Annotated in this window: 20 protein-coding genes and 1 pseudogene; 14 read left to right on the top strand and 7 right to left on the bottom strand. The window is 48.4% G+C overall.

Features of this window, described 5'->3' with window-relative positions; translation table 11 throughout:
* Nucleotides 1–281: 281 nt before the first annotated feature.
* Both DW830_RS15785 and DW830_RS04610 read left to right on the top strand, forming a co-directional pair.
* On the top strand, nt 282–452 hold the full coding sequence (locus tag DW830_RS15785) for a hypothetical protein (protein ID WP_158573441.1): 171 nt from the start codon (nt 282–284) through the stop codon (nt 450–452).
* A gap of 5 nt (nt 453–457) precedes the next feature.
* The gene (locus DW830_RS04610) at nt 458–1099 is read left to right on the top strand and encodes a helix-turn-helix transcriptional regulator (protein WP_147487209.1); all 642 of its coding nucleotides are present in this window, start codon (nt 458–460) and stop codon (nt 1097–1099) included.
* Nucleotides 1100–1283: 184 nt separating this feature from the next.
* Here DW830_RS04610 and DW830_RS04605 read toward each other — a convergent pair whose 3' ends face one another.
* Nucleotides 1284–2801: an NAD(P)H-hydrate dehydratase gene (locus DW830_RS04605; protein WP_119249058.1), complete on the bottom strand. Its 1518-nt coding sequence runs from the start codon at nt 2799–2801 to the stop codon at nt 1284–1286.
* A 126-nt stretch (nt 2802–2927) separates the two neighbouring features.
* Here DW830_RS04605 and hpt point away from each other — a divergent pair, with 126 nt between their 5' ends.
* From hpt to DW830_RS04570, 7 genes are all read left to right on the top strand, one after another.
* A complete protein-coding gene (hpt, locus tag DW830_RS04600) occupies nt 2928–3467 on the top strand; it encodes a hypoxanthine phosphoribosyltransferase (protein ID WP_119249057.1) in 540 nt (179 codons plus the stop codon).
* Between the two features lie 58 nt (nt 3468–3525).
* A complete protein-coding gene (locus DW830_RS04595) occupies nt 3526–4098 on the top strand; it encodes an adenylate kinase (RefSeq protein WP_089543891.1) in 573 nt (190 codons plus the stop codon).
* A 114-nt stretch (nt 4099–4212) separates the two neighbouring features.
* Nucleotides 4213–5373 (top strand): GTPase ObgE, encoded by a 1161-nt coding sequence (gene obgE, locus DW830_RS04590; RefSeq protein ID WP_119249056.1) that lies wholly within the window; start codon nt 4213–4215, stop codon nt 5371–5373.
* Complete coding sequence (gene pgeF, locus DW830_RS04585) at nt 5366–6205, top strand: peptidoglycan editing factor PgeF (protein ID WP_119249055.1); 840 nt, start codon at nt 5366–5368, stop codon at nt 6203–6205. The genes obgE and pgeF overlap by 8 nt, the downstream gene beginning before the upstream one ends.
* Nucleotides 6206–6301: 96 nt before the next feature.
* Entirely contained in the window at nt 6302–7489 is a 1188-nt protein-coding gene (locus DW830_RS04580; protein WP_199656059.1) for a M23 family metallopeptidase, read from the top strand.
* Nucleotides 7490–7657: 168 nt separating this feature from the next.
* The gene (locus DW830_RS04575; RefSeq protein ID WP_119249053.1) at nt 7658–8380 is read left to right on the top strand and encodes a DUF4468 domain-containing protein; all 723 of its coding nucleotides are present in this window, start codon (nt 7658–7660) and stop codon (nt 8378–8380) included.
* Nucleotides 8381–8505: 125 nt separating this feature from the next.
* Nucleotides 8506–9528 carry a caspase domain-containing protein gene (locus DW830_RS04570; protein ID WP_119249052.1) on the top strand — a complete coding sequence of 341 codons (1023 nt, stop codon included), beginning with the start codon at nt 8506–8508 and terminating at the stop codon, nt 9526–9528.
* A gap of 133 nt (nt 9529–9661) precedes the next feature.
* Here the strand turns inward: DW830_RS04570 and DW830_RS04565 are convergent, their stop codons facing one another.
* Nucleotides 9662–9862, bottom strand: coding sequence for a hypothetical protein (locus DW830_RS04565; RefSeq protein ID WP_006848784.1), 201 nt, complete (start codon nt 9860–9862; stop codon nt 9662–9664).
* A gap of 18 nt (nt 9863–9880) precedes the next feature.
* The gene (locus DW830_RS04560) at nt 9881–11065 is read right to left on the bottom strand and encodes a phosphoribosylaminoimidazolecarboxamide formyltransferase (RefSeq protein WP_119249051.1); all 1185 of its coding nucleotides are present in this window, start codon (nt 11063–11065) and stop codon (nt 9881–9883) included.
* A gap of 204 nt (nt 11066–11269) precedes the next feature.
* Here DW830_RS04560 and DW830_RS04555 point away from each other — a divergent pair, with 204 nt between their 5' ends.
* Nucleotides 11270–11524, top strand: coding sequence for a hypothetical protein (locus tag DW830_RS04555; RefSeq protein ID WP_089543884.1), 255 nt, complete (start codon nt 11270–11272; stop codon nt 11522–11524).
* Between the two features lie 143 nt (nt 11525–11667).
* Here DW830_RS04555 and rplS read toward each other — a convergent pair whose 3' ends face one another.
* On the bottom strand, nt 11668–12033 hold the full coding sequence (gene rplS, locus DW830_RS04550; RefSeq protein ID WP_117663883.1) for a 50S ribosomal protein L19: 366 nt from the start codon (nt 12031–12033) through the stop codon (nt 11668–11670).
* Between the two features lie 260 nt (nt 12034–12293).
* Between rplS and DW830_RS04545 the strand changes: the two genes are divergently transcribed.
* Nucleotides 12294–13070: a 5'-nucleotidase gene (locus tag DW830_RS04545; protein ID WP_199656057.1), complete on the top strand. Its 777-nt coding sequence runs from the start codon at nt 12294–12296 to the stop codon at nt 13068–13070.
* A 68-nt stretch (nt 13071–13138) separates the two neighbouring features.
* Nucleotides 13139–14053 carry a bifunctional metallophosphatase/5'-nucleotidase gene (locus DW830_RS04540; RefSeq protein ID WP_119249050.1) on the top strand — a complete coding sequence of 305 codons (915 nt, stop codon included), beginning with the start codon at nt 13139–13141 and terminating at the stop codon, nt 14051–14053.
* An 86-nt stretch (nt 14054–14139) separates the two neighbouring features.
* Here DW830_RS04540 and DW830_RS04535 read toward each other — a convergent pair whose 3' ends face one another.
* The 3 genes from DW830_RS04535 to DW830_RS04525 all read right to left on the bottom strand — a co-directional run bounded on the left by DW830_RS04535 (nt 14140) and on the right by DW830_RS04525 (nt 20083).
* On the bottom strand, nt 14140–15810 hold the full coding sequence (locus DW830_RS04535) for a glycoside hydrolase family 43 protein (RefSeq protein WP_119249049.1): 1671 nt from the start codon (nt 15808–15810) through the stop codon (nt 14140–14142).
* Between the two features lie 203 nt (nt 15811–16013).
* Nucleotides 16014–19061 carry a response regulator gene (locus DW830_RS04530; protein ID WP_119249048.1) on the bottom strand — a complete coding sequence of 1016 codons (3048 nt, stop codon included), beginning with the start codon at nt 19059–19061 and terminating at the stop codon, nt 16014–16016.
* Nucleotides 19058–20083 (bottom strand): two-component regulator propeller domain-containing protein, encoded by a 1026-nt coding sequence (locus tag DW830_RS04525; RefSeq protein ID WP_119249047.1) that lies wholly within the window; start codon nt 20081–20083, stop codon nt 19058–19060. The genes DW830_RS04530 and DW830_RS04525 overlap by 4 nt, the downstream gene beginning before the upstream one ends.
* A 516-nt stretch (nt 20084–20599) precedes the next feature.
* Between DW830_RS04525 and DW830_RS04520 the strand changes: the two genes are divergently transcribed.
* On the top strand, nt 20600–22024 hold the full coding sequence (locus DW830_RS04520; protein ID WP_119249046.1) for a cellulase family glycosylhydrolase: 1425 nt from the start codon (nt 20600–20602) through the stop codon (nt 22022–22024).
* A gap of 131 nt (nt 22025–22155) precedes the next feature.
* Nucleotides 22156–25310 (top strand): annotated as a pseudogene (locus tag DW830_RS04515) (SusC/RagA family TonB-linked outer membrane protein).
* Nucleotides 25311–25313 lie beyond the last annotated feature (3 nt).

Genomic DNA, 25313 nt, shown 5'->3' with positions numbered 1-25313 from the left:
AATGCTTCGTTCACATCACTAAATGTTGCCAAGGTAACTATGAAGGAGATGGGAATGGAATATTCTATGTCTTCATTCAAGTCACTGATGACCAACATTTATCTGGTGAAACGAATTTTTAAAGCAAGCGGGTACACCCCGAACCGAACTTTAATTAGCAAGATTTTCAAAGATCTCTCGTGCTTACAGCGTATAGCTGCTTAGCACATTATTGAATTATTAACGAACTATTGTTATAATAACTAAATAAGGGGGAGGCCGTTCTCGGACGGGCTGGGGGCATGTTCTATAATATATGCCATACCCTCGCACTGGCGCTGCTGATGTATGTGGTGCTGAAGCGCAAGGTGGTATTCAAGACAGGTATCTCCCTGCTCTATATCCTCGTATTCGTCAAGCTGGCGATTGACAGTATGCTTTGTCTGCACTATCAGGCGATCGGGACAACCTGAGCGTGATGAGCAATATCTTTATCATGTTTATACTCGCCATTACCGCCCAGAGCCAGCAGCTCAACCGAACCACTCTCGGCTTTGCCGTCGCTCTGCTGCCAGTGGTAGCGGTAGTCATCTCGCATACGCAGATCTCCGTGCTGCTCTTCAGCATCAAGGCAGTTCTGGTAGGTTTCCTGATGATTCTCTATGTATGGATCTATAACTGGGAACCAGTCATGTTCAAGGAACTCAGACAGCCCAAGCAGATGAGGGAAGAAGAGAGGAAGGCACTGCACATGCTTGCCGACCTGAAGGATGAAGAGAAGGATATGGCGGTGAACCTGTTGAGTCGCCTGCGCCCGGAGCAGCAGCAGAATATCCTGGACTGTGCCGCAGAACAGTTGAAGACCAACGAACTGAGCAAGAAGGCTTGGGATCTGGTATGTGCCGACCTTACCAACAGCGAGCGAGTGATCTGCCAGATGGTACTGGAAGGCAAGATGCTGAAGGAAATCTGCATCGAACTGAACAAGAGTGAATCGAACATCACCAGCCAGCGCAGCCATATCCGCAAGAAGCTGAATATGGACCGCAAGGATGATCTGCGACGCGAGCTGGAAAAGCGCTTCTATGGAGCCAGAAAGGTTGTAGAAGCGGGATTGTAGAGGTGTTGAAGAGTTTCGCAAGTGAGGGAATTGATAGAAGTTAAAGAAGTTATCATTCCCTACGGTCGTTCGGGAAGTTAAGGGACAATAGTCTTCTAGCGTAAAACGTGGGACATTTGTCCCTTAACTTCCTTCTAACTTCCTTAACTTCTCTTGACTTCCCCACATGCGAAAGTTCAGTATATTATTCTTCTATTCTGAGGAATGCCTTCGGCAGGTAATTGATGAGATCGCTGGCGATGAGGCTTTCCTTGCCCAGGTCCTTGATGGCGAGGTCGCCGGCAAGACCATGAAGGTACATACCGATGCGGGCGGCATCTGCCTGCTTGTAGCCGCGAGCCAGAAGAGCGGTGATGATGCCTGTAAGCACATCGCCACTGCCCGCAGTAGCCATACCGCTGTTGCCCGTAGAGCAGAACTCTACCTTACCGTCTGGATGACAGAGGGCAGAGAAATGTCCCTTCAGCAGAATGTAGCCGTGCAGACGGTCGGCAAGCTCGCATGCCTTGAAGAGGCGCTCGGTGCAGTTGCTGCTGGTGATGCCAGCCAGACGGTCAAGCTCCCTAGGATGTGGAGTGAAGATGTGGTTCTTTGGCAACTGCTGCATCCAGGCACGGTGACTGGCAAGGATGTTGAGTGCATCGGCATCCACCACAACTGGACAGGTGCATCTTCTGAGTTGGGCAATCAGGGCGATGGCTGTCGCCTCGCTGGTTCCCAGTCCCGGACCGATGCCCATAGCGTGGTAATCTTCCGTATCTACTGGTTCGCTGAAGATGGTTTCCTCAGTATCCATCTGCAGTACCGCCTCGGGCACGGAAATCTGCATGATTTCATAGTTTCTCTTAGGCGTATGGGTAATCACCTTTCCCACACCCGTTCTGAGGCAGGCTCTGGTGGCAAGGACCGAAGCGCCCGACATGCCGTAGCTGCCTGCGATGAGGAGCGCCGTGCCCATGCTGCCCTTGTGGGCGAAGTCGCCGCGAGGCTTCAGGAGCTGGCGGATATCCTTCTCTTCGAGGATGCTGCAACGGCTCTCGGTGCGCTGGATGAACTCAGGAGAGAGTCGGATATCAAGCACCTTGATTCTGCCCAGATACTGCTGGTTGTCTGCCATCATCATCGACAGCTTCTTCTGCTGCAGGGTGAGGGTGAGGTCGGCACGGATGATGTTGGCGCTGATGTTGTAGGAGTTATCCTCGCTCATCAGACCGGAAGGCAGGTCGATGCTCACGATCTTTGCCGCACTCTGGTTGATGTATTTCACCATGGCTGCGAATCCGCCCGCCAGCGGCTTGTTGAGTCCGCTGCCGAAGAGTCCATCCACTACGAGCATTCCCGCCTCGAGCTGAGGAGGGTCGAAGTTGACGGTGACCTCGGTAAACTGCTTGACGCGCTTACCCTCGATGAGTCGTTTCTTGTTGGTGGCACAGTCGGCAGAAAGCTTGTTGTGCACATTGAATAGGAATACACTCACCGCATAGCCGTCTTCGCTGAGAAGGCGCGCCACGGCAAGTGCATCACCACCATTGTTTCCCGGTCCGGCGAAAACCACGACCGGCGTTCTGTTAGACCATTCCTCCTCGATGGCACGGGTGAGCGCCTTGGCAGCCCTTTCCATCAGGTTGAGCGATGTGATAGGCTCATGCTCAATGGTGTATTTGTCCAGCTCATGTATCTGAGCACTAGTGAATATTTTCATATATTAATATATGTTATGTCCGATTATCTGATTATTTTAATGCAAAAGTACTAAAAAAAGTCGATGAATGGATGAAGTTTCACGATTTTTTCGTAATTTTGCAGAAAATATTATATCATCAAGACTATGGGCATAGTAAAAATCAAGGATAAGACCTTCAAGACCTCCATTCCAGAGGCAGATATTCTGAAGAAGGTACAGGTCGTTGCCGACCGTCTGAACCAGGATTATGCGGATAAGACTCCGGTGTTCCTGGCTGTGTTGAATGGTTCGTTTATCTTCGCTGCCGATCTGATGCGAATGATTACGGTACCAAGCGAGATTTCTTTTGTGAAGTATGCTTCCTACGAGGGCACCAGTTCTACCGGCAGCATGAAGACTCTGATGGGTCTGAACCAGGATCTTACCGGTCGCCACGTGGTGATCGTGGAGGACATCGTGGATTCCGGCTTTACCATGGCTCACATGATCGAGAATCTGAAGAAGAAGAATCCAGCCAGCATCGAGATCTGCTCGCTTCTCGTGAAGCCGGGCAATCTGAAGGTGGATCTGGATATCAACTATGCCGTAATGGAAATCCCTAACGATTTCATCGTAGGATATGGATTAGATTATGACCAAGAAGGCAGAAACCTCCGCGACATCTACACGATTGTAGAAGAATAGGGGGTGAAAGCATGTGGGAGACACAACATAAAACAATTTATATATATTTAAGGTAAAAATGAAAAATATCGTAATTTTCGGCGCTCCAGGTGCTGGTAAGGGTACACAGAGCGACAAGATGATCGAGAAGTATGGTCTCGGTCACATTTCAACAGGTGACGTTCTTCGTAACGAAATCAAGAATGGTACAGAGCTCGGCAAGACTGCCAAGGGCTATATTGACAATGGTCAGTTGATTCCAGACGAGTTGATGATCGACATCCTCGCAAGTGTATATGACAGCTTCGGCAAGGATCACGCAGGTGTGATCTTCGACGGTTTCCCACGTACCACTCCACAGGCTGAGGCTTTGAAGAAGATGCTCTCTGAGCGTGGTCACAAGATCGCTGCCATGATCGAGCTCGCCGTTCCAGAGGATGAGCTGATGGCTCGTCTGCTCAACCGCGGTAAGTTGAGTGGCCGTTCTGATGACAACGAGGAGACTATCAAGAAGCGTCTCAACGTATATCATACACAGACTGCTCCTCTCATCGACTGGTATGAGAAGGAGGGTATCCACCACCACATCGAGGGTCTCGGAACAGTAGATGAGATCTTCGCTCGTGTTTGCAATGTAATCGACAACTTGTAGTCAAGATATAATAATCTTCCCCGCAAGGCTGCGGGGAAGATTTATTCATTAAAAAAAGAAGAATCTTCCGTTCAAAAGAAGAAGATTCAACGTTCAAATTAAAAAGAAAAATCAATGGCTGAATCCAATTTCGTAGATTATGTAAAGATCAACTGCCGCTCTGGTAAGGGTGGTAAAGGCTCCATGCACCTGCGCCACGTGAAGTACCAACCGAATGGTGGACCTGACGGTGGCGATGGCGGACGTGGAGGAAGCATCTATCTTCGCGGCAACCACAACTACTGGACCTTGCTGCATCTGAAGTATCAGCGCCACTTCTTCGCCGAGCATGGTGGCAATGGAGGACGTGACAAGTGCCACGGCACTGATGGTAAGGACATCTATATCGATGTGCCTTGCGGTACCGTGGTGTATAATGCCGAAACCGGTAAGTTCGTCTGCGACGTGGCTTACGACGGTCAGGAAGTACTGCTCCTGAAGGGCGGACGCGGCGGACTGGGCAACTTCCAGTTCCGTACCTCTACCAACCAGGCTCCACGCTATGCGCAGCCAGGTGAGCCGATGCAGGAGATGACCATCATCATGGAGCTGAAGCTCCTTGCCGATGTGGGTCTTGTGGGTTTCCCTAATGCCGGAAAGTCAACCCTGCTCTCTGCCGTATCCAGTGCCCGTCCAAAGATAGCCAACTATCCGTTTACTACCCTCGAGCCATCGCTGGGTATCGTGGATTACCGCGACCATCAGAGTTTCGTGATGGCTGATATCCCGGGTATCATCGAGGGAGCGAGCGAAGGAAAGGGCTTGGGACTGCGATTCCTGCGACACATCGAGCGCAACTCTCTGCTCCTCTTTATGATTCCGGGTGATACCGACGATATCAAGAAGGAATACGAGGTACTGCTGGGCGAGTTGAAGAACTTCAATCCTGAGATGCTCGACAAGCATCGCGTGCTCGCCGTCACCAAGTGTGACCTGCTGGACGAGGAGCTCATCGAGATGCTGAAGGAGACTCTGCCAACCGATCTTCCGGTGGTATTCATCTCATCAGTTACCGGACAGGGAATCCAGGAACTCAAGGATGTGCTCTGGAAGGAGTTGAATTCAGAGAGCAACAAGCTGCAGGAGATTACTTCAGAAGATACCCTCGTTCACCGTGACAAGGATATGAGCCGCTTCCAGCAGGAACTCGAGGCTGAGGGCGAGGACATCGTGGAGTATATCGATGAGGATGAAATCGAGGATGTAGATGACTTAGATGATTTCGAATATGAATAAGGAATATCATATCGCTGAGGGCGTCACAGCTTTCTCTACCACCCGAAAGGGAGGAGTGAGCCTGGGCAACTACAGCGAATTCAATATCAATGACTATTGCGGCGACTGCGCCGAACACGTGGCAGAGAACCGCAGGAAGCTGGCGGATGAGCTGGGCATAAGCATCGACCACATCATCCTGCCGCATCAGGTGCATGGAGTAGAGGTCCGTCAGGTGGCAGGAGATTATTTCTCAATGCCTGAGAACATCCGCAAGATGATTCTCGAGGGCGTAGATGCCGTGATGACCAATGAGAAGGGCGTATGTATAGGCGTTTCCACCGCCGACTGCATCCCAATCCTGCTCTATGACGAGGAGCACCATGCTGTGGCAACCATCCATGCCGGATGGCGAGGCACGCTGGCACGCATCGTCCACAAGACCATCCAGGAGATGGCTTTCGCCTATCATACGGAGCCAAAGAAGCTGAAGGCTGTGATTGGTCCGGGTATCTCCCTGGAGCATTTCGAGGTAGGCGATGAGGTGTATGAGGCTTTCGAGCAGGCAGCCTTCCCGATGGAAGAGATAGCCGAGCAGCGCCCCAATGCCGCCTTTTCGGTAGATGTTGCCGAGCGTGAGCGCCTGGCTGCAGAAGGAAACATCGTGCAGCCGCTGAAGTGGCACATCAACCTGCCGCTCTGCAACAAGCAGATCCTGCTGCATTGCGGTGTGGCTGAGGAGAATATCCAGGATTGCGGCATCTGTACCTTTGCCCATAGCGACGAGTTCTTCTCGGCAAGAAAGCTGGGCATCGAGAGTGGCAGAATCTATACCGGCATTCTGATGAAGTAAGTTTTCAAGATAACATCCATTTTTCTCTTTTCTATGAACGAAGAGGGAAAAATGGATGTTTTTGTGTTGTAAAATATGTATTAAAATGAATAGAGAATGATTGTAAACAAAAGATTAAGAAGAAGAATCGGGCTGGCTGCCGTCTCGGGAATGCTGATGCTTTCGCTGAGCAGTTTCATGCCCGCCAAGAATGAGTTTACTGCCGCCGAGCAACAGCAGGTGAGCATCGCAACGCCAGGTCTCTTTGCCCAGAGTCAAGCCTTCAATGTTGACTTTGAGATATTCCGTGCCAAGGAATATTCATTCCCGCTTCCTGTGGGCAAGGCTAGCCTTATCAATGGCAGCAGTGTGATGCGCATCTCTACAGCAAAGGGCGATGCAGTGAAGGCTATGTTTGATGGTTATGTGCGTCTTTCGCGCAAGACCGAGTCGATGGGCAACGTGATTGTAATCCGCCATGACAACGGTCTGGAAACCGTGTATGCCAACAATGCCGAGAACCTGGTGAAGGTGGGACAGTCGATAGATGCCGGACAGACCATTGCCATCGTGGGCACCCGAGATGGAGAGACCTATTGCGATTTCTCCATCATGGTGAACGGCGCACGTATCAATCCGGAGACCATCATTGAGCTGAAGAGTCATAAGCTCCGCCGACAGACCGTGCAGTTCCGAAAGGAGGGCAACCGCATCGGCATCAAGGTGATTGGCGGCAAGGACTCCTCCGTATCGAGAAACTCCGGTGGACTGGGCAAGGGCAGGGAAGCGATGACCCTGGATCCTGATGAGGTAAGCGATCCGTTTACCATCACCAATACCTTCCGTCTGGATCTGGAGAAGATAGAGGAGAAGGCGTGGGCCTATCCGTTACCGGATGCCAAGGTGATCAGTCCCTACGGCGGCAAGCGTCGCCATTCGGGAGTAGATCTGAAGACCAAGGCGAATGATGAAATCGTGGCAGCCTTTGATGGTGAGGTAGTGGCATCGGGTCCATATTACGGATACGGCAATTGCATCCGCATCAAGCATGCCTATGGACTGGAGACGCTCTACAGTCATCAGAGCAAGAACTTTGTGAAGAAGGGCGATAAGGTGAAGGCAGGACAGGTGATTGGACTGACCGGACGCACGGGGCGCGCCACCACTGAGCATCTCCATTTCGAAATGTCATTCGGTGGTCGCCGTCTGGACCCAGCCATCGTCTTCGACCACAGTAATCACAATCTCAAGGCAGCCACCCTGCATCTTACCAAGGGCAAAGGCGTGAAGAGCGTGAAGAACTAGAAATAGCGAAAATTACTCCTGTTAATCGAAAAATTCCACCCGTTTGGATGATCAAAAGCCGCCAACTGCAAGTTTTTACGCATTGCATCATAGGTTTTTATCATCTGAACGGGTTTGTATTTTTAAAAATGCTATCTTTGCAGCATCACTTAAAATATAAATGATAATATGAAGAAATATCTTATTGCACTCGTTCTCTGCGTGCTTGCCCTTACGGCAAGTGCTCAGGTCTTTACAGCCGAACAGATAGAGAGATACGCCAAGGATAAGTATGGCGATAACTGGACAGAGGCTGCAGGAAACCTAAGCAAGGAAGTAGCCCTGGACAACAAGAACCGCCTGCACTATCAGGAGGTCATCGCGTGTACTGGTCAGTCGAAGGCTGAAATCTTCAAGAAAGCCATCGAATGGTTCAACCGTGCATTCAAAAGTAAGGATACCCACGGTGTGATCCGAGAGCAGAATGCCGAACAGGGACTGATCATCACCCAGGCTTATATCGAGAACATCGCCCGACAGAATGCCGGAGTCAACCATTATCAGGTGGATATGATGCCGTATATCCGTGTGGATGTGAAGGAGGAGAAGGCAAGGGTGAGTGTCTATATGGATAGCTACGAAGTGACCGTGAAATCGGGCGGCGGATGGACAAGTGCCATCGCCAGTGTGCTGGCTGCGGCTGCTACCGGCGAGGCGGATGATGATCAGGTGGAGAGCAAGGATGAGGTGTGGAACATCAGTTCCTGTTATCCTTATGTAGAAAAGGACAAACATAAGCTGGCATCGAGCAAGGCTTTCGTGATGGCTTCGGCTTTCCAGAACTCCATCATCGATATTCTGAAAGAGGCGCTTCTCGCCGATTCTTCCGACGGATTCTCGGACGACTGGTAAATGGGAAGTTAGTTGAAGTTAGAAGGAAGTTAAGGGAAGTAAGTAGAAAGTTAGAGGAAATTTAAGGAAAATCTATCAAACTCTATATATATAAAAAAAGGTGTAAACATCAAAACCGCTAGTGTATGAAATGGAAGAATATCATGATGATGGTGATGATGGCAGCAGGATGTTGGTTCTCGCTACCTGTCAACTCGCAGAGAATCTCTGTGGGCAAGAAAGGACTTGTAAAGGTAATGAGAACCGACTCCACCTGTGCCCAGGAATTTGTAAGGGATGAGCATCAGGTTGTTGCTACCCGGAAGACGGTGCAGGCAGCGGGAGCCCACGAAGGTATGAATACGCTGGCAAGCTATCTGAAATCGGATGTGGATCTGAATATTCCTGTTTCGAAGGTAAAGCAGGAGAAGACCTTTGCCGTGATCATCGCCAACGAGAATTACCAGGAGGAAGTGAACGTGGAGTTTGCCCTCAACGACGGTATGGCTTTCAGGGAATACTGCGTCAAGCTGCTCGGCATTCCGGAAAGCAACCTGCATGTCCGCAAGGATGCCACCCTCAACAATATGCTGGCGGAAATCAACTGGATGCAGAACATCGCCAAGGCCTATGGGGCTGAGGCTAGATTCATCTTCTATTATGCCGGACATGGAATGCCCGACGAGAGTAACGGCACTTCCTATCTTCTGCCCGTAGATGGCAAGAGTAATATTCCGGCAACGGGTTACAGTATGAGCAGGCTGTATTCTGAACTCAACGGTTTGAACGCAGCCTGCGTTACGGTGCTGATGGATGCCTGCTTCAGCGGCAGCAAGCGAGGCGAGGGCATGCTGGCTTCTGCCCGAGGGGTAGCGCTCAAGGCAAAGGCTGAGGCTCCGAAGGGCAACATGCTCGTGATGACGGCAGCCCAGGGCAGCGAGACCGCTTATCCCTACAAGGAAAAGAAGCACGGACTCTTTACCTATTTCCTCCTGAAGAAACTGCAGGAGAGCAAGGGAAAAGTTACCTATGGCACTCTCTTCGACTATGTGAAGACGAATGTGGCGCAGAAGTCGGTGGTGGTGAATGAGAAGAGTCAGACACCAACTGTAGCCGTATCGGGCAACCTGGTTTCCACCTGGCAGAGTATCAGGCTCAATGAAGACTGATGTCTGAAATACGAAAAAATCCCCATCGCCTGGATTGCTCCTGTCGATGGGGATTTCCTTTTTATTCTCAGAAGATGCATTGGTCATCTTTTCTTAGAAGATTCATCAATCATCTTTACTCTGGAGAAAAGAATTACTTCTTCTTCTGCGATTTACGGTTGGCTCTCTGTTGGCGATACTTTGCCTTCTGACGGGCAGAGCCGCTTCCGTGAGCACCCGTGATGTACTTCTTCTTCTTGGCCTTGGTCTTCACCTTGTCGTCGTCGTCCTTCTTCGGACCACCGCCGCCCTTGAAAACCATGCCACCCATGATAATATCGTCAATATCACTCATACCTTATTATATTATAAATTAATGATGGAAGAGGCGAACGTGAGTAAACGCCATGGCGATGCCGTACTTATCGCATGTATCGATAACATTATCGTCACGGATGCTACCGCCTGCTTCTGCTATATATTCTACACCACTCTTGTGAGCACGCTCGATGTTGTCGCCGAATGGGAAGAAAGCGTCGCTACCTACAGATACACCCTTGTTCTGGGCAATCCAAGCCTTCTTCTCCTCGCGGGTCAGTGGCTCAGGCTTCTCTGTAAAGAACTGCTCCCATACGCCATCCTGCAATACATCCTCCCACTCGTCAGAAATATAGACGTTGATGGTATTGTCACGGTCGGCACGGCGAATCTTCTCCTTGAACGGCAGGTTCATCACCTTAGGGCACTGGCGCAGCCACCACTCATCAGCCTTGGAACCAGCCAGACGGGTACAGTGGATACGGCTCTGCTGACCGGCACCGATACCGATAGCCTGACCATCCTTCACGTAGCATACAGAGTTACTCTGAGTATATTTCAGGGTGATGAGCGAGATAATCAGGTCGCGTTTAGCCTCTGGAGTGAATGTCTTGTTCTTGGTAGGGATGTCCTCGAAGAGAGCAGGATCATCGAGTTTTACCTCGTTGCGGCCCTGTTCGAAGGTAACACCGAATACCTGCTTGTGCTCGATAGGAGCTGGCACGTAGTCTGGATCAATCTGGATTACGCAGTAGGTACCCTTGCGCTTCTCCTTCAACACCTTGATAGCCTCAGGGGTAAAGCCTGGAGCAATCACGCCATCGCTCACCTCACGCTTGATGAGGAGGGCTGTAGCCTCGTCGCAGACATCGCTGAGTGCCACGAAATCGCCGTAAGAACACATACGGTCGGCACCGCGAGCACGAACATAAGCGCAAGCCAGAGGAGAAAGCTCGAAATCCACGTCATCGCAGAAGTAGATCTTCTTCAGAGTGTCGCTCAGAGGCAGGCCGATGGCAGCACCAGCAGGAGAAACATGTTTGAAACTAGCGGCAGCAGGCATTCCTGTAGCTGCCTTCAGTTCCTTGACCAATTGCCAAGAGTTGAAAGCATCCAGGAAGTTGATGTAGCCAGGACGGCCGTTGATAACTTCGATAGGCAGTTCCCTTCCGTCATCCATATAGATGCGAGAAGGCTTCTGATTCGGATTGCATCCGTACTTAAGTGCTAATTCTTTCATCTTAATTAAGAAATGTATTTAGAATTTGGTTGCAAAATTACAAAAAAAATATGAGAAAACCATTTTTTTCGTGCGAAATTCAAAAATAATCTCCCAAACATGACTCCGTTTCAAAAATATTGTGTACTTTTGCCCGCAGTTAGGAATGAAAAATGAAAATTTGAGAAATTAAAGGAATTGAGAATTTGAGGAAGGATAATCACAATGAAAAATGATTTGAAAATCCTCGCTGTAGCTTTGGAGAAGAAGCTAGGCAGGGAACACCTGCAGCACGAAGAGAAGCATAGAAACAACAAGTTGCTGCACAAGGTATGGGAAATAATGAAAGGAAAGGAGAAACCTTCACAGCAGACACTCAACCGTCTGGCATTGCTTGCCGGATTCCAGAGCTGGGCTGATCTGCAGGGCGCATTGCACGGTACCGATGACGGACTGACCAACTACAGCGCCGGAGAATAAGGTTTTGACTCTATCTCATCCGCTCGTCTGGTGTGATGAGTTATTCAAAAGATATCGGGTAGTCGGAAATGCAGAAAGGGCATCCAATCGTGAGATCGGATGCCCTTTTTCTGATTCTAATTTTTAATAGGTAACTAAGAAAATTACTCAGCGCTCTTAGCGATGGTCTTCTTCTCAGCGATACGAGCCTTCTTACCTGTGAGCTTACGCAAGTAGTACAACTTAGCGCGACGTACCTTACCGTGCTTGTTCACCTCGATAGAATCGATAGCTGGTGACTCGATAGGGAAGATACGCTCTACACCTACAGTACCTGACATCTTACGAACGGTGAAACGCTTCTTGTCACCATGACCAGAGATCTTGATAACTACACCACGATAGAGCTGGATACGCTCCTTAGTACCCTCGACGATTTTGTAAGCGACTGTGATAGTGTCACCTGCCTTGAACTCAGGGAACTTCTTGCCGGTTGCAAATGCTTCTTCAGCAACTTTAATCAAATCCATTTTTTGTATAAAATTAAAAATTGTTTGTCGTTCCAACGCAACATGGCCGAGCAACACTTCTGCCCAGACAACAGCGGTTACGCCGAAAAGCGGGTGCAAAGTTACTACTTTTTCTCGTATCTCGCAAATTTTCAGTGGGTTTCTTCTCTTTTTTCTCGCAGATTTAACTATTTTTCTTTCTTGTCAACGTCTTTTCCCACAGATTTCACGGATTTCACAGATTTATTTTGTATCTTTGTACCCTGAAAAACAGAAAAGGTATGAAGAAAAAGAATAGTATGCAGATGATGCTTGCCTCTATGGCTCTGATGCTGATGGCAAGTCCAGCCTTTGCCCAGAAATTCAAGGTGGCAAAGGTGGAGAGAACCCGTATTTTGATAGACCGGAAATGGGATGCCCAGCCGGATGCTGAGGCTGCGAAGTTCATCGCCCCTTATCAGCATAAGGTGGATAGCATCATGGGACCTGTAGTGGGATCTGTTGCTCATGATATGACCCGCCATCGACCTGAGAGTGAGTTGAGTAACCTGCTTTGTGATATCCTGGTATGGGGTGGCAGACAGTTTAATGAGCAGCCAGTCTTCTCGGTGTATAACATGGGTGGCATCCGTGCCGACTTTGCCAAGGGCGATATCAACGTTGGCGATGTGAGCGAGGTGGCTCCTTTCGAGAACAAGATCTGTTTCCTCACGCTTACCGGCGAGAAGGTGCTTGAACTCTTCCAGCAGATAGCCCACCGTGGCGGCGAGGGAATGAGCCATGCTGTAAGAATGGTTATCACCCGCGACCGCAAACTGAAGAGCGTAACCCTGAACGGCGAACCTGTCGATCCAGCCAAGAGCTATCGCATAGCCACCCTCGATTACCTTGCCGAGGGCAACGACCAGCTTGTAGCCTTCAAGAGCGGGACCGATGTGGTGGCTCCTAAGTCGAAGGAGAACAATGTGCGCTACATCATCATGGACTATTTCCGTGAAATGAAGGCTCAGGGCAAGGTAGTGGAGTCAAGAGTAGAAGGCCGCTGCGTAGTAGAATAGGGAGAACGAAGCTTTCCGTGGATTTGTAACCCCCGGCAAGCAGATAGACTAACTAAATAAGTACAGAAATGAAACATACATTATTATATATAGCGCTGGCGCTGGCATCATTCACGCTGCAGCCGGCAACAGTACAGGCTGAAGTCCTGAAGGATTCAAAGGTTAAGAAGGAGGCAAAGGCGCAGAAGGCTCCAAAGGTAGTGAAGCAGCTCGTTGTGCTCCATACCAACGATACCCACTCCTGCGTGATGCCTTACAATCCGAATCTCGCAGATACAGCCATAGCAAACCGTGGAGGCTACCTCCGCCGTGTGGCAATGATCAAGCAGGAGCGCAGTCTGAATCCTGATCTTCTGCTCTTCGACAGTGGCGATTTCTCTCAGGGATCTCCTTACTATTCGCTCTTCAAGGGGGATGTAGAAGTGGGATTGATGAACGAGATGAAGTATGATGCAGCCACCATCGGAAACCATGAGTTCGATTACGGCATGGACAGTATGGTGCGTCTCTTCAAGATGGCAAAGTTCCCGATCGTTTGTGCCAACTACGATTTCACCGGCACTGAGCTGGCGGATATTGTGAAGCCATACGTGATATTGCATCGCAAGGGACTCAAGATTGGCGTCTTCGGACTGGCTCCGCAGCTTGCCGGCTTGGTGAGTGAGAAGAATTACGGTTGCATCCAGTACCTGGATCCTATCCAGAAGGCGAACGAGATGACAGAGATCCTGAAGAAGAAGGAGAAGTGTGATGTCATCATCTGCATCTCTCATCTGGGCTGGAATATAGAGGGCACGGATGATACCGAGGTGATTGCTGCTTCCCGTCATATCGACCTGGTATTGGGAGGTCACAGCCACAGCCTCTTCCAGACGCTGAAGTACAGAACAGATCTTGATGGCAAGCAGGTGCCTGTAGATCAGAATGGCAAGGGCGCCATCTGGGTTGGCAAAATGACATTGGATATTGTGAAGAATAAATAAAACTTATACAAAAACAAAATACAAAAAGACTCCCCGAAAAGCTCGGGGAGTCTTTTTGTATTTATTATATCATATCATGATATCTGTTATTCCTTGTTGGAAGAGGCATAGAGTCCGATGCAGGCACCGATGAAACCACCGCTCTTCTGGGTGCTCAGGTTGCTGGCATCCACACCTTTGGCGAGCAGCTGCCAGTCGCCGCCTTCCTCTGCATAATAGAAATCGTAATATCTATCATGACCTTCAATCTTCAGCTTCAGTTTGCCTGCCTTGATAGGAGCTGAGGCGATAGTGGCGTTGTTCTTCTCTGCACGGGTCAGGGTAATCATCAGCTTGTCCTTCTTCATGGTCTTGCCCAGTACGAAGTTGTGGTCTTCCTTCTGGAGAAGTGCCAAACCTGCTATCTCCTTGTCGTTGCGGGGAGTGAAGTTAATCTCTGTCTCGGCAGTGAAGGTTCCGTGCTGCTGGCGAGCCCAGATGGCAGACATCGGTTCACGCTTGTAGATATTGCCCGGCAAGAGATTGAACTTCAATTTGCCGTTTTCTACCTTATAGCAATCCACGAAGTCGCGGAGGAACATCCACCGAGGATTCAGATCCTTCAAACCTGCACCATTGTTTGCTGTATCAAAATTATCCACGTAAGAGAAGTTTCCTGAGAACTCATTCTTTTCAGTTGGTTTCAAGCCAGTCTTCTCTCCAATGGTAGAGATAGGAGTATTCTTGGTAAGAATCTCTGGCCAGCCATTCTTCCATGTTACCGGCAGAAGATAGGTGTCGCGACCTGTATTATACATATCTTCTTCGTATGGACGGCAAGCCAGGAATACAGCCCACCAGTTACCCTTTCCATCTTCTACAATGTCTGCATGACCAGCACTGGATACAGGGTCCTTGCGGTTAGGATCGAGTCCGGTACGCTGGGTAAGGATAGGGTTGTTTGGGCATTCCTCCCAAGGACCCATTGGGTTCTTGGCGCGGAGAATTACCTCGCTGTGCCAGCCGCCTGTACCACCTTCTGCACACATCAGATAATAGAACTTGCCCTTCTTGAAGAGATGAGGACCTTCAATCCAGATAGGACGAGCCTCTACATGGGTTCCGCCACGGAGAATCTCCTTGAAGTCGCCCTTGATGCTGTCGCCCTTTACGTCGAATTCGAAGCAGCGGATAGCACGCTGACCCTCATAGTCGGCACCACCAACTACCGGACCGTTGTGTACAATGTAGCCCTTTCCGTTGTCATCGAAGAAGAAGCTAGGGTCAATGCCGTCAATCTTCTTCAGATAGATAGGTTCGCTCCAGCCCTTGGATGGGTCCTTGGACTTGACGAAGAAGTTTCCGGCACCCACGTTGGTGGTAATCATATAGAAGGTCTTGTTCTTCTTGTTATAGCTGATGGCTGGTGCGAAGATACCGCCTGATACATGCTGGCCCTTCAGAGGCACCTGCGATTGGCGGGTGAGCACATGCCCGGCTGGAGTCCAGTTTACCAAATCCTTGCTGGTAGAAAGAGGTACACCTGGGAAGAAGGTGAAGGAGGAATTCACCAGATAATAGGTGTCACCTACGCGGCAGAGAGATGGGTCGGGATAGAATCCTGCCAATATTGGGTTGTAGTACTGATGCGTCTTGTCTATCTGGACATTGAATCGGGCATCATTGCCGGCATACTTGAAGTAGTCGAAGTCTGCTGTCTGTGCCTGCGCTCCTGCAGCAAGCATCAGCGAAAGCGATAAGATTGCTAATTTCTTCATTATGATAGTTGATTTTTAAAGATTATACAATAAGATAAAAAAATGCAGCGGAAAGCCAGGTATGAGAATCCATACTGGTTTTTCCGCTGCAAAGTTACGGCTTTATTTGCAATCTTTCATTGTGAAATGTAACCAAGACTTTTTTCAAAGTTTCATAAAGCTTTGTTTTTGTTACATATTCTTTTTTCTATTGTGTATCATCTTTATTTCTTCATGGCATTCTGCATGTATTCTCTAGGAGAACAGCCATAGAGGTTCTTGAACATGGTGCTGAAACTTGCGGAATTGGAGAAACCGCAAGCGTACATCACTTCAGTGATGCTTTGCTTGCCATCCTTGAGCAATTTGGCTGCCTGCTGCAGTCGGATGTTGCGGATGAAGCTGTGTGGCGTCTGATTGGTCAGCTCCTTCATCTTGCGGTGCAGGTGTACACGACTGATGCCTACCTTCTGTGCTATCATATCCACACTCAGGTCGGAATCGTTGATGTTTTCGTTGATAACCTCCATCACCCGTTGCATCAGGGAATTGTCAGGTGTCTGCATTTCTATCTGTTCTACCTGGTGATTCTGGCTTTCATTGCCCGTAAACTTATTGCGCAAAGTGCGGCGCACGGTGAGCAGGTTGATGATGTTGCGGTGCAGAATGTCCATGTTGAACGGCTTCAGGATGTAGGCGTCGGCACCGGTCTGCAATCCTTCCAGCTGGTCTTCCTCACGGCTCTTGGCTGTGAGCAGGATGATAGGCACATCGTTGGTGTTGATGTTTGATTTCAGCTTGGCGCAGAGGGTGGTTCCGTCCATTTCCGGCATCATGATGTCGCTGATGACAAGGTCTGGCTTATTCTTCAGAATCTCGTTCAGCGCCACCTTTCCGTTAGGGTATGTGCGAATCTTGAAGTCGCTGGAGAGCTGTGCTTTCAGGTATTCCTGAATATCCTCTTCGTCTTCCACAATCACGATTTCTGCCTTGGCTCCCTTGGCAGAGACTGGGGTAGTATCGGAATTGTTCATGGTTTCGGCTGGTTGGTCATTGTTTTCTGCCAGCTGTTCTTCCTGTTCTGCTTCAGCAAGTTCATTATTCTGCTCTTTCTTCATCTCTTCTTCCTCGATGATCTCTTCTGGTTTGAGATGATCCTTGCCCAATGGAATGCGGATGATGAACTCGCTTCCGTGCTCAAACTTGCTTCCCTTCACGCCCTCGTTGTTGCGGGCAGAGATGGTGCCGTAGTGCAGTTCTACGAGCGAACGGGTCAGGTCAAGACCGATGCCCGTACCGAAGTTGCGGTCGCTAGGGTCGGCAGGGGTCTGGTAGAAGCGCTGGAAGATGGTTTCCAGCTTGTCCTTCGGGATGCCTATGCCGCTGTCCTTGATGCTGATGTAGGCATGGTGGTCGGTGTGGGTGAGCGAGAGGAGGATGTGGCCTGCCGTAGGGGTAAACTTGAAGGCATTCGAGAGGGTGTTAATTATCACCTTGTCGAAGTTGTTGCGGTCTATCCATACTGGAAGCTCTCCGCAGTCATGCTGGTATTCGAAGTCGATGCTCTTGGCAATGGCTTGCTGCTTGAAAAGGTCGTATTCTTCATTGATGAACGAAACCATATCGGTTTTGCACATACGCATTACCATCTGTCCCTTGTCAATCTTTCTGAGGTCCATCATCTGGTTGATGAGGTGAAGAATACGTTCCGAGTTCTTTCGGATAATCTCGTAGATGCCTTGACGGTGAGGCTCTTTGTCTTCCTTAATCAGGGAGAGCAATGGGGTGATAATCAGTGTCAATGGCGTACGGATTTCGTGACTGATGTTCATGAAGAACTTGATCTTCGCCTCGCCCATCTCTTCGGCGTGGATGTGCTGCTGCAGGATGAGCTGGTCTTCCATCTGGCGCTTGCGGTGGCGCAGGTAGAGCATGATGGCTGCTATGAGGAGCAGCAGATAGAAGAGCTTTGCCCAGATGCTGGCATACCAGGCTGGGTGAACGATGATGGTGAACTCCTTCACCGGTGTTTCGTAGCCGTTGCAGATGGCCTTGATGCGGTATTTGTAGCTGCCGGGAGCCATGTGCGAGAAGGCAAGTTCGTTCTGTCTGGCTGGCACGGTGCGCCAGGCATCGCCGTTGATGCTGTAGGCGTATCTTATCTGCTCCACATTATTATAGGTGAGGGTAGAGAGCTGCAGGGAGAAGGTGTTGTCATCGTGCGAGAGATTGAACTCCCGTGCCACAGTTACCCAGCTGTCCGTGATGGTATAGCTGCCCGACTCCATGCCTGGGGTCACTGCCTTGTTGTTGACCACGAAGCCCGAGATAACCACCTTTGCCTGCCATGGGTGCTGCTTTACCCGGTCGGCCTGGAACCAGTTGATTCCGCCAGAGCCACCCATCAGAATCACCTTCTTATCCTGGGTGGTGCATACGGAAGCATCGCTGAACTCGTTGCTCTGCAGTCCGCTTTCGGTATAAAACCTGATGATGCTGCCATCCTTGGGGTTCAGCATGTTGAGTCCGCTGTTTGTACCCAGCCATATTTTGCCCTTGTTGTCTTCTGTGATACTCGCCACACCGTTGTCGGTGAGTCCTTGGGCTGTGGAATAATGTTTAGGCTCTATTCCTTTTCTGAAGTCGAAGCAGAAGGCTCCATCCTCGGTGCCATACCATACGTGGTCTTTGCTATCTACAAACACGCAGTGCGAAAAACTGTTCTTGTTCAGGCAGTTGATGCCCTTGAAGGTGGAAACCCAGCTGTTTCGCTTGCGGTCGAGGCACGCCAGTCCCACAGAGGTGGCTATATACACGTGGTTGCCATCCTTTGATAAGGCCATCTTGATGAGGTAATCGTTGGGCAGGCTGTTAGCCTTGAGGTTGTTATCTGCACCATATTTAGCCTTGTAGTTCCTTCGGCTTCCGTCTTTCTGCAGGCAGAAGAGACCTTCGCCCATGGTGGCTATCCAGATGTTGCCCTGTGGGTCTTGCTTGATATCGAAGATGCCCACCGACTTGCTGATGCCCAAATCAACAGGGTGGAAGCTTCCGGCTGCATCCATATAGCCCAGACCGTCGGTATAGGTTCCCACCCAGGTTCTGCCCTGCTCGTCCTTACAGAGGGTGAGCACGGTGTGCTGGTTCAGGAAATGCCCCTCTACGCTGCGGGTTGCTATATTAAATAGGTATAGACCATCCTTGTCGGTACCCACCCACACCTGGTTGCCCTGGTTGATGCTGAGGCTGGTAACGCAGTTTTCGCCAATCACGTTGCGGCTGCCCAGGCGGAAGCCATGTAGTTGAAGTCGTTTTGTATATTGCTCTGCATGAACACGCCTTTTTGCAGCATGCTCACCCAGATGTTTCCCTGATTGTCTTCTATGATGCTGGTTACCTTGCTCTTGGCCAGGTTCACCAGTCGGCTGAAGAGAGGGTTATCCTGCAGGAATCCGGTCTGAGGGTCATATACATAGATGCCCAGTCCGTCGCAGCCGATATAGAGCTTGTTATTGCGGCTGATATAGATGTTTTCGATGGGCAGGTTTCCGATGCTGCTGATTCGGGTAAAGACGTTGCTTCCTGCCCTGAGCAGATGTACGCCCTGGTTCTTGCTGGCGAGATAGAGGTTGCCCAGGACGTCCTGCTGGATATCCTGTGCGTCCACGCCTTCGGTACCGACAAAGTGGGCGGTGACTCTACCGTTTGTTTCCTTGCGGTAGAGTTTTCCGTCTTCGGTGATTATCCAGAGTCTGCCCCGTTTATCTTCCAGGAGTTTGTGGATATATTTCAGTTTTTCCACCTCTCCCTTCATGGCATGGCATTCCTGGGTATCTTTCTTCTTAATCATGATGCCATAACCGGATGTAGCCACGGCTACGTCTTTATTCTTTAGGGGATATACCTGCTTTACGTAGGTGGCGAGTTCTTCGCCTTTGGAGTCGAGCATGGGAATTTTGTGGAATTCGCTTCCTGTAAATTCCAATAAAGAATTATTGGTTCCCAATAAGATATGTCCCTTATCGTCTTGTGCTATGCTATTGATATAGTTGCTTTTAAGACCTGAAAAATTGGACATATCTTTCTTCATTACGGTGATATGGTAACCATCGTAAGTATTCAAGCCATTACGGGTGGCTATCCAGATGAATCCGCTCTTGTCTTGAAAAACCTGCGTGGCAAGATTGCTTGAGAGTTGATTATCAGTATTAAACAGTTTACCACTTTGTGCCCATGCCTGGATGGAGAAGAGACAAACCGTCAGCGTGATGATTAATTGGTTTAAAGATTTCATGCTTTGTTTATATTATAGTTTTATTATCTGTTTGCAAAAATACACTTTTTTGTTGGAATATCAGAATAAATCGGTAATTTTTTTGTTGCAAGTAACCATAGTACACTCTTTTTTACCCTCATATTCGGACGATGTAATATGGCACAAAGTATATGTTACACGCATAAACTCTTTATGAAGTATCGGTTACGTAGGATAAAACTTATTTGGGGATTTATTTATACCTTTGCACCATCAAATAATGAATAATTGTTTTGGTTTTAGGTTTAAGTTTGTTATGAAACGGTGGTTTTAGGTTATTAAATATTCTTTTGCTAGTTTTCTATAAATAGGTTTATAGCATTTGAGTTCAATTTAATATGAATATATTATGATTGAAGGATCATGATTAATTGGTTTTCTAGGAATGGTGCGTAGGGATACGCGCCATTCTCTTTTTAGGGTACTAAAGATTGCTTCTAGGTATGATAAATAAATAACAATCAGAAAAAGTGATAAAATCTAAAAATATATATTATGAACAGAAAGAACTTTATAGCTTTCCTAGCTCTTGCGATGTTTGCATTGGTGGGGAATGCGGCTGGCAACCAGACAGCTCTGCAAGTTGATGGAATATTGCCGGCACTGCGTGTAGAGGGCAAGAATCTTGTTGATGCCAATGGTAAGACCGTAGTCTTGCATGGAGTAATGGATACGCCCAACCGATATTTCAACGGTTGGAGATGGCAACAGTGGAAGGCTGATTATTCTGAATCAGATATACAGCCATGCTTGGAATATTTCTCCAAGCAGTTTGCTGCCATCACCGACAAGGAGCAGGGGGCTTACTGCACCGTGTTCCGTCTGCACATGGATCCTTGCTGGACTAACGATCCAACGAAGAAAGCAGAGAACGAGGCAGACATCTCTGCCTTCAACATGGCGCGCTATCGCCTCTATCTCCAGAAACTCTATATCCCATTAATTAAGGATGCCATTGCTCATGGGCTTTATGTCATCGTTCGTCCACCGGGAGTCTGTCCACAAGACATTAGTGTTGGCGATAAGTACAACCGCTATCTCAAGTCAGTATGGAAGGCCTTTGCTGCCGATGAGTATATTCAGCAGAATTCGGGATTGATCTCCATTGAACTTGCCAACGAGCCGGTGAGAGTTCATCTTTCTGATGGTAAGGATTCAGAGATGGCGTTGCGCGATTTCTTCCAGCCGGTGTTGGATGAGATTCGTGAGCAAGGTTTCAAGGGAATCATTTGGGTACCTGGTGCTGGTTATCAGAGCCAGTATCAGAATTATGACAAGTATCCCATTACAGACAGCGAGGATAATTTCTCTTATGCCGTGCATGTTTATTCCGGATGGTATGGCAACATGACTGATAAGAATTGTAATCACGATACCTTTATCCGTAACTTCAAGAGTCAGGTTCCGATGGTAGAGTCGAAGCCAATCATGGTAACAGAGATAGACTGGAGTCCTGAAGACCCAGACAAGGCAAGCGAGGGTCACTATAACGAGTGGGGACAGTGGACACAACCTAACTTGGGTAGCTGGGCAACTGCTTCTACCTCTAAATGGGGATTGGCATGGAAGGCAGTGCACGACCATTACGGCAACATCGGTATGACCCTTACCCATCCTCAGGAGTATTACGACATAGACGAGTATCTGAAAACAGGCAAGGTGATTCCGGGCTTCCAGAATGCCAAGAAGCACAAACTCTTTGAAGAGTGCTGCGGCTATGCCTGCATGAACTGGTACAAGGAATGGTACATGAAACAGACGGATACGGGAATTGAGCAGAATGTGAACGATGAAGAAGTTATCGCCACCTATTATTATAATATAACAGGTGTAAAAGTGAATAAACCTGAAAAAGGTATTTATGTAGTGAAACAATTGTTAAAGGGCGGAAAGACTCGTTCTTACAAAGTTTGTTATTAACGGCAAAGTATCTGTTACAAAAGACAAAGTGTATCTGAAATGAAACAAGTATCTTTGCACCCGTGAATAGACAATCATATAAAAAATGTGAATGCATAAACTATAAAACATAAATCAAAAATGAATAGAACATGATTGAACAAGTGTTAACAATGAAACGGACAGCAGCCTTATGCTTGGTGGGAGCTTTCTGCAGCCTGAATGCTCAGGCTCAGAAGATCCAGGTCAAGGGTAATCTTGTTGACGGTACAGGTGAGCCTCTGATAGGTGCCACTGTAAAAGTGAAAGGAAACGCCGGTGTCGGTGCTGTCACCGACTTAGATGGTAATTTCAGTATCAGTGTTCCTTCAGAGAATTCTATCCTCGTATTTACATACGTAGGTATGAAGACCAAGGAAGTAAAGATTGGTACGAAGAGAGAGTTCAAACTTACTCTTGAAGACGACAACACCATCGGCGAAGTTGTAGTCGTTGGTTATGGTCAGCAGAAGAAGGCATCTGTCGTAGGTGCCATCACCCAGACACAGGAAAAACATTGGAGCGTGCTGCGGGTATCAGTGATATCGGAGCAGCTCTGACTGGTAACCTTCCGGGTGTTGTTACCACTGCATCCAGTGGTATGCCTGGTGAAGAGGAACCTCAGATTCAGATTCGTGGTGCTTCTTCTTGGAACAACTCTTCTCCTCTCGTTTTGGTGGATGGTATTGAACGACCAATGTCAAGTGTTGATATGCAGTCTGTGGCTACCATCTCTGTATTGAAGGATGCTTCTGCCACCGCCGTTTATGGTGTGAAGGGTGCGAATGGTGTCATCCTGATTACCACCAAGCGTGGTTCTGAAGGCAAGGCTCAGATTAGCGTTACTGCCAATGCTGTAATGAAGATTCCTTCAAAGTTGCCTGATAAATATGATTCTTACGATGCGCTTATTGCCCGCAACAAGGCTATCGAACATGAGTTGAACATCTCTCCAGGCAGTTTCGACAAGATGGAACCGATGAGTTTCATCGAGAACTATCGCAACCAGACTACACTGGAGCAGCGTGAGCGTTATCCGAACGTAGATTGGCAGGATGTACTCTTCAAGGATTACACCATGTCATACAATGCCAATGTGAATGTATCGGGTGGTACCAAGTTTGTGAAGTACTTTGCAGGTGTGGATTTCGTGAGCGAGGGTGACCTTTATAAGGATTTCGGCAATGGTCGTAACTATAGTTCAGGTTATGACTACAATCGTGTGAATGTTCGTTCTAATCTCGACTTCAACATCACAAAGACCACCGTGTTCAAGATGAACCTTGCCGGTTCCAACGGTCAGCGCAAGGCTCCTTGGGTAAATAGTTCTGATGGTTATAGCGATTGGCAGGTCAGCCAGCAATGGGCTGGTGCATATAATATTTCTCCAGATGCTTTCTTGCCTAAGTATAGCGATGGCTCTTGGGGATTTTTGCCAGGATCTACTAATGTAACCAACTCTGCCCAGCAGGTTTCTTTGGGTGGTACAATGACTTCTACTACTACTCGCATCACTACTGATTTCGTGTTGGAACAGAAACTTGATTTCATTACCAAGGGACTTTCTGCACGAGGTATGATTTCGTGGGACAATACTTTTGTAGAGAAGAATCGTGGTATTAATGATATGAACCATGATCCTCAGCTAAAGTGGATTGATCCTCATACAGGAGCTGTTTCTTACAAGAAGCCATACGAGGCATACGATAAGTTCGATTATGCTATGGGAAACCAGTGGACCGTGAATGGTGGTGAGGTTAACAATAAGCTTACACAGCGCAACCTGAACTATCAGGCTCAGCTCAACTGGGCTCGCAGTTTTGGCAAGCACAGCGTAAGCGCCATGGGACTTTTCGGTCGCCAGGAATATGCAACAGGTTACATGATTCCTTCTTATCGTGAAGACTGGGTATTCCGTACCACTTATGATTGGAATTCCCGTTACTTCTTCGAGTATAATGGTGCTTACAACGGTTCAGAGAAGTTCTCTCCAGACAATCGTTTCGCATTCTTCAGCTCTGGTGCCCTTGGTTGGATGATCTCCGAAGAGCCATTCATGAAGTATCTTCGTGAGCACAAGATTGTGGATATGATGAAACTCCGTGCATCTTATGGTGAAATCGGTGATGATAACGTAGGAGACCGCTTCCTCTATATGACTCAGTGGGCATATGGCGGCAAGACTCAGTTGGGTACGACTTCCAGTGATAAGGAGTCTATTTATACATGGTATCGTGAGTCAGCAGTAGGTAACCCTAACGTACATTGGGAGAAAGTGAAGAAGGTAAACTTCGGTCTTGACTATGGATTTTTGGGTGGTTTGATTACTGGTGCTGTGGATTTCTTCCATGATACTCGTTCAGACATTCTGGTTAGTGGTTTAGATCGTTCCATTCCTTCTTACTTCGGTCAGACTGCTCCTACAGCCAACTTGGGTAAAGTAACTACCAGCGGTTATGAGTTGGAAGTGAAGTTCAACAAGGTTTTTGCCAACAAGATGCGTCTCTGGGCAAACTTCAGTATGACCCACGCCGTGAACGAGGTGAAGATCAAGGATGATGCAGCGTTGCTCCCATCTTATCGCAAGGCAGCAGGTCATGCCATTAACCAGACCTACACCTATTTAGATAAGGGCATCCTTCAGAACTATGATGATGTCTATGGTTCTCCGAAGATGGATTCCAACGATGGCCAGCGTCTTCCTGGTGACTACTACATCGTCGATTTCAATGGCGACGGTAAGGTGGATAATGTGAACGATAGAGTTCCTTACGGTTATACCGGTACTCCACAGAACTCCTACAATGCAACAATCGGTTATGAGTACAAGGGCTTCAGCTGCTTCGCTCAGTTCTATGGTGTAACCAATGTAACCCGTGACGTAACCATGATCAGTTTGGTAGATCCAATGCTTGCCAATGTTTATGACCAGGGAACCTGGTGGAGCGACAATCACAACAACTGCGATGTCATCACTCCACGCTTCAACTCCAAACCAATGTCTAATGCGGCTTATTATGGTACTCAGTATCTTTGCGACGGATCATACATTCGCCTGAAGAACGTAGAGATAGCCTATACTTGGAACGGTGGTTGGATCAAGAAGCTCGGTTTGAATAACCTCAAGGTTTACGTAAGTGGTAACAACCTCTGGCTCTGGACCCGAATGCCAGACGACCGAGAGTCAAACTTCTCTAGTAACGGTGGAGCCGTAGGTGCTTACCCTACAATGAAGCGTGTGAACTTCGGTGTCAAGTTTAATCTTTAAACA

The organism is Prevotella sp. AM34-19LB (assembly GCF_003468525.1).
In the GTDB taxonomy this organism is placed as follows: Bacteria; Bacteroidota; Bacteroidia; order Bacteroidales; family Bacteroidaceae; genus Prevotella.
This window is presented reverse-complemented; position numbering and strand designations above follow the sequence as displayed.

What these genes read in the sequence shown, in the direction of transcription:
- rplS (WP_117663883.1), bottom strand. Translation starts at nt 12,033, where the DNA reads ATGGATTTGATTAAAGTTGCTGAAGAAGCATTTGCAACCGGCAAGAAG.
- DW830_RS04555 (WP_089543884.1), top strand. Translation starts at nt 11,270, where the DNA reads ATGAAAAATGATTTGAAAATCCTCGCTGTAGCTTTGGAGAAGAAGCTA.
- pgeF (WP_119249055.1), top strand. Translation starts at nt 5,366, where the DNA reads ATGAATAAGGAATATCATATCGCTGAGGGCGTCACAGCTTTCTCTACC.
- DW830_RS04520 (WP_119249046.1), top strand. Translation starts at nt 20,600, where the DNA reads ATGAACAGAAAGAACTTTATAGCTTTCCTAGCTCTTGCGATGTTTGCA.
- DW830_RS04595 (WP_089543891.1), top strand. Translation starts at nt 3,526, where the DNA reads ATGAAAAATATCGTAATTTTCGGCGCTCCAGGTGCTGGTAAGGGTACA.
- DW830_RS04605 (WP_119249058.1), bottom strand. Translation starts at nt 2,801, where the DNA reads ATGAAAATATTCACTAGTGCTCAGATACATGAGCTGGACAAATACACC.
- DW830_RS04570 (WP_119249052.1), top strand. Translation starts at nt 8,506, where the DNA reads ATGAAATGGAAGAATATCATGATGATGGTGATGATGGCAGCAGGATGT.
- DW830_RS04610 (WP_147487209.1), top strand. Translation starts at nt 458, where the DNA reads ATGAGCAATATCTTTATCATGTTTATACTCGCCATTACCGCCCAGAGC.
- DW830_RS04580 (WP_199656059.1), top strand. Translation starts at nt 6,302, where the DNA reads ATGATTGTAAACAAAAGATTAAGAAGAAGAATCGGGCTGGCTGCCGTC.
- DW830_RS04575 (WP_119249053.1), top strand. Translation starts at nt 7,658, where the DNA reads ATGAAGAAATATCTTATTGCACTCGTTCTCTGCGTGCTTGCCCTTACG.
- obgE (WP_119249056.1), top strand. Translation starts at nt 4,213, where the DNA reads ATGGCTGAATCCAATTTCGTAGATTATGTAAAGATCAACTGCCGCTCT.
- DW830_RS04560 (WP_119249051.1), bottom strand. Translation starts at nt 11,065, where the DNA reads ATGAAAGAATTAGCACTTAAGTACGGATGCAATCCGAATCAGAAGCCT.
- DW830_RS04545 (WP_199656057.1), top strand. Translation starts at nt 12,294, where the DNA reads ATGAAGAAAAAGAATAGTATGCAGATGATGCTTGCCTCTATGGCTCTG.
- DW830_RS04535 (WP_119249049.1), bottom strand. Translation starts at nt 15,810, where the DNA reads ATGAAGAAATTAGCAATCTTATCGCTTTCGCTGATGCTTGCTGCAGGA.
- DW830_RS04525 (WP_119249047.1), bottom strand. Translation starts at nt 20,083, where the DNA reads ATGAAATCTTTAAACCAATTAATCATCACGCTGACGGTTTGTCTCTTC.
- DW830_RS15785 (WP_158573441.1), top strand. Translation starts at nt 282, where the DNA reads ATGTTCTATAATATATGCCATACCCTCGCACTGGCGCTGCTGATGTAT.
- DW830_RS04540 (WP_119249050.1), top strand. Translation starts at nt 13,139, where the DNA reads ATGAAACATACATTATTATATATAGCGCTGGCGCTGGCATCATTCACG.
- DW830_RS04565 (WP_006848784.1), bottom strand. Translation starts at nt 9,862, where the DNA reads ATGAGTGATATTGACGATATTATCATGGGTGGCATGGTTTTCAAGGGC.
- hpt (WP_119249057.1), top strand. Translation starts at nt 2,928, where the DNA reads ATGGGCATAGTAAAAATCAAGGATAAGACCTTCAAGACCTCCATTCCA.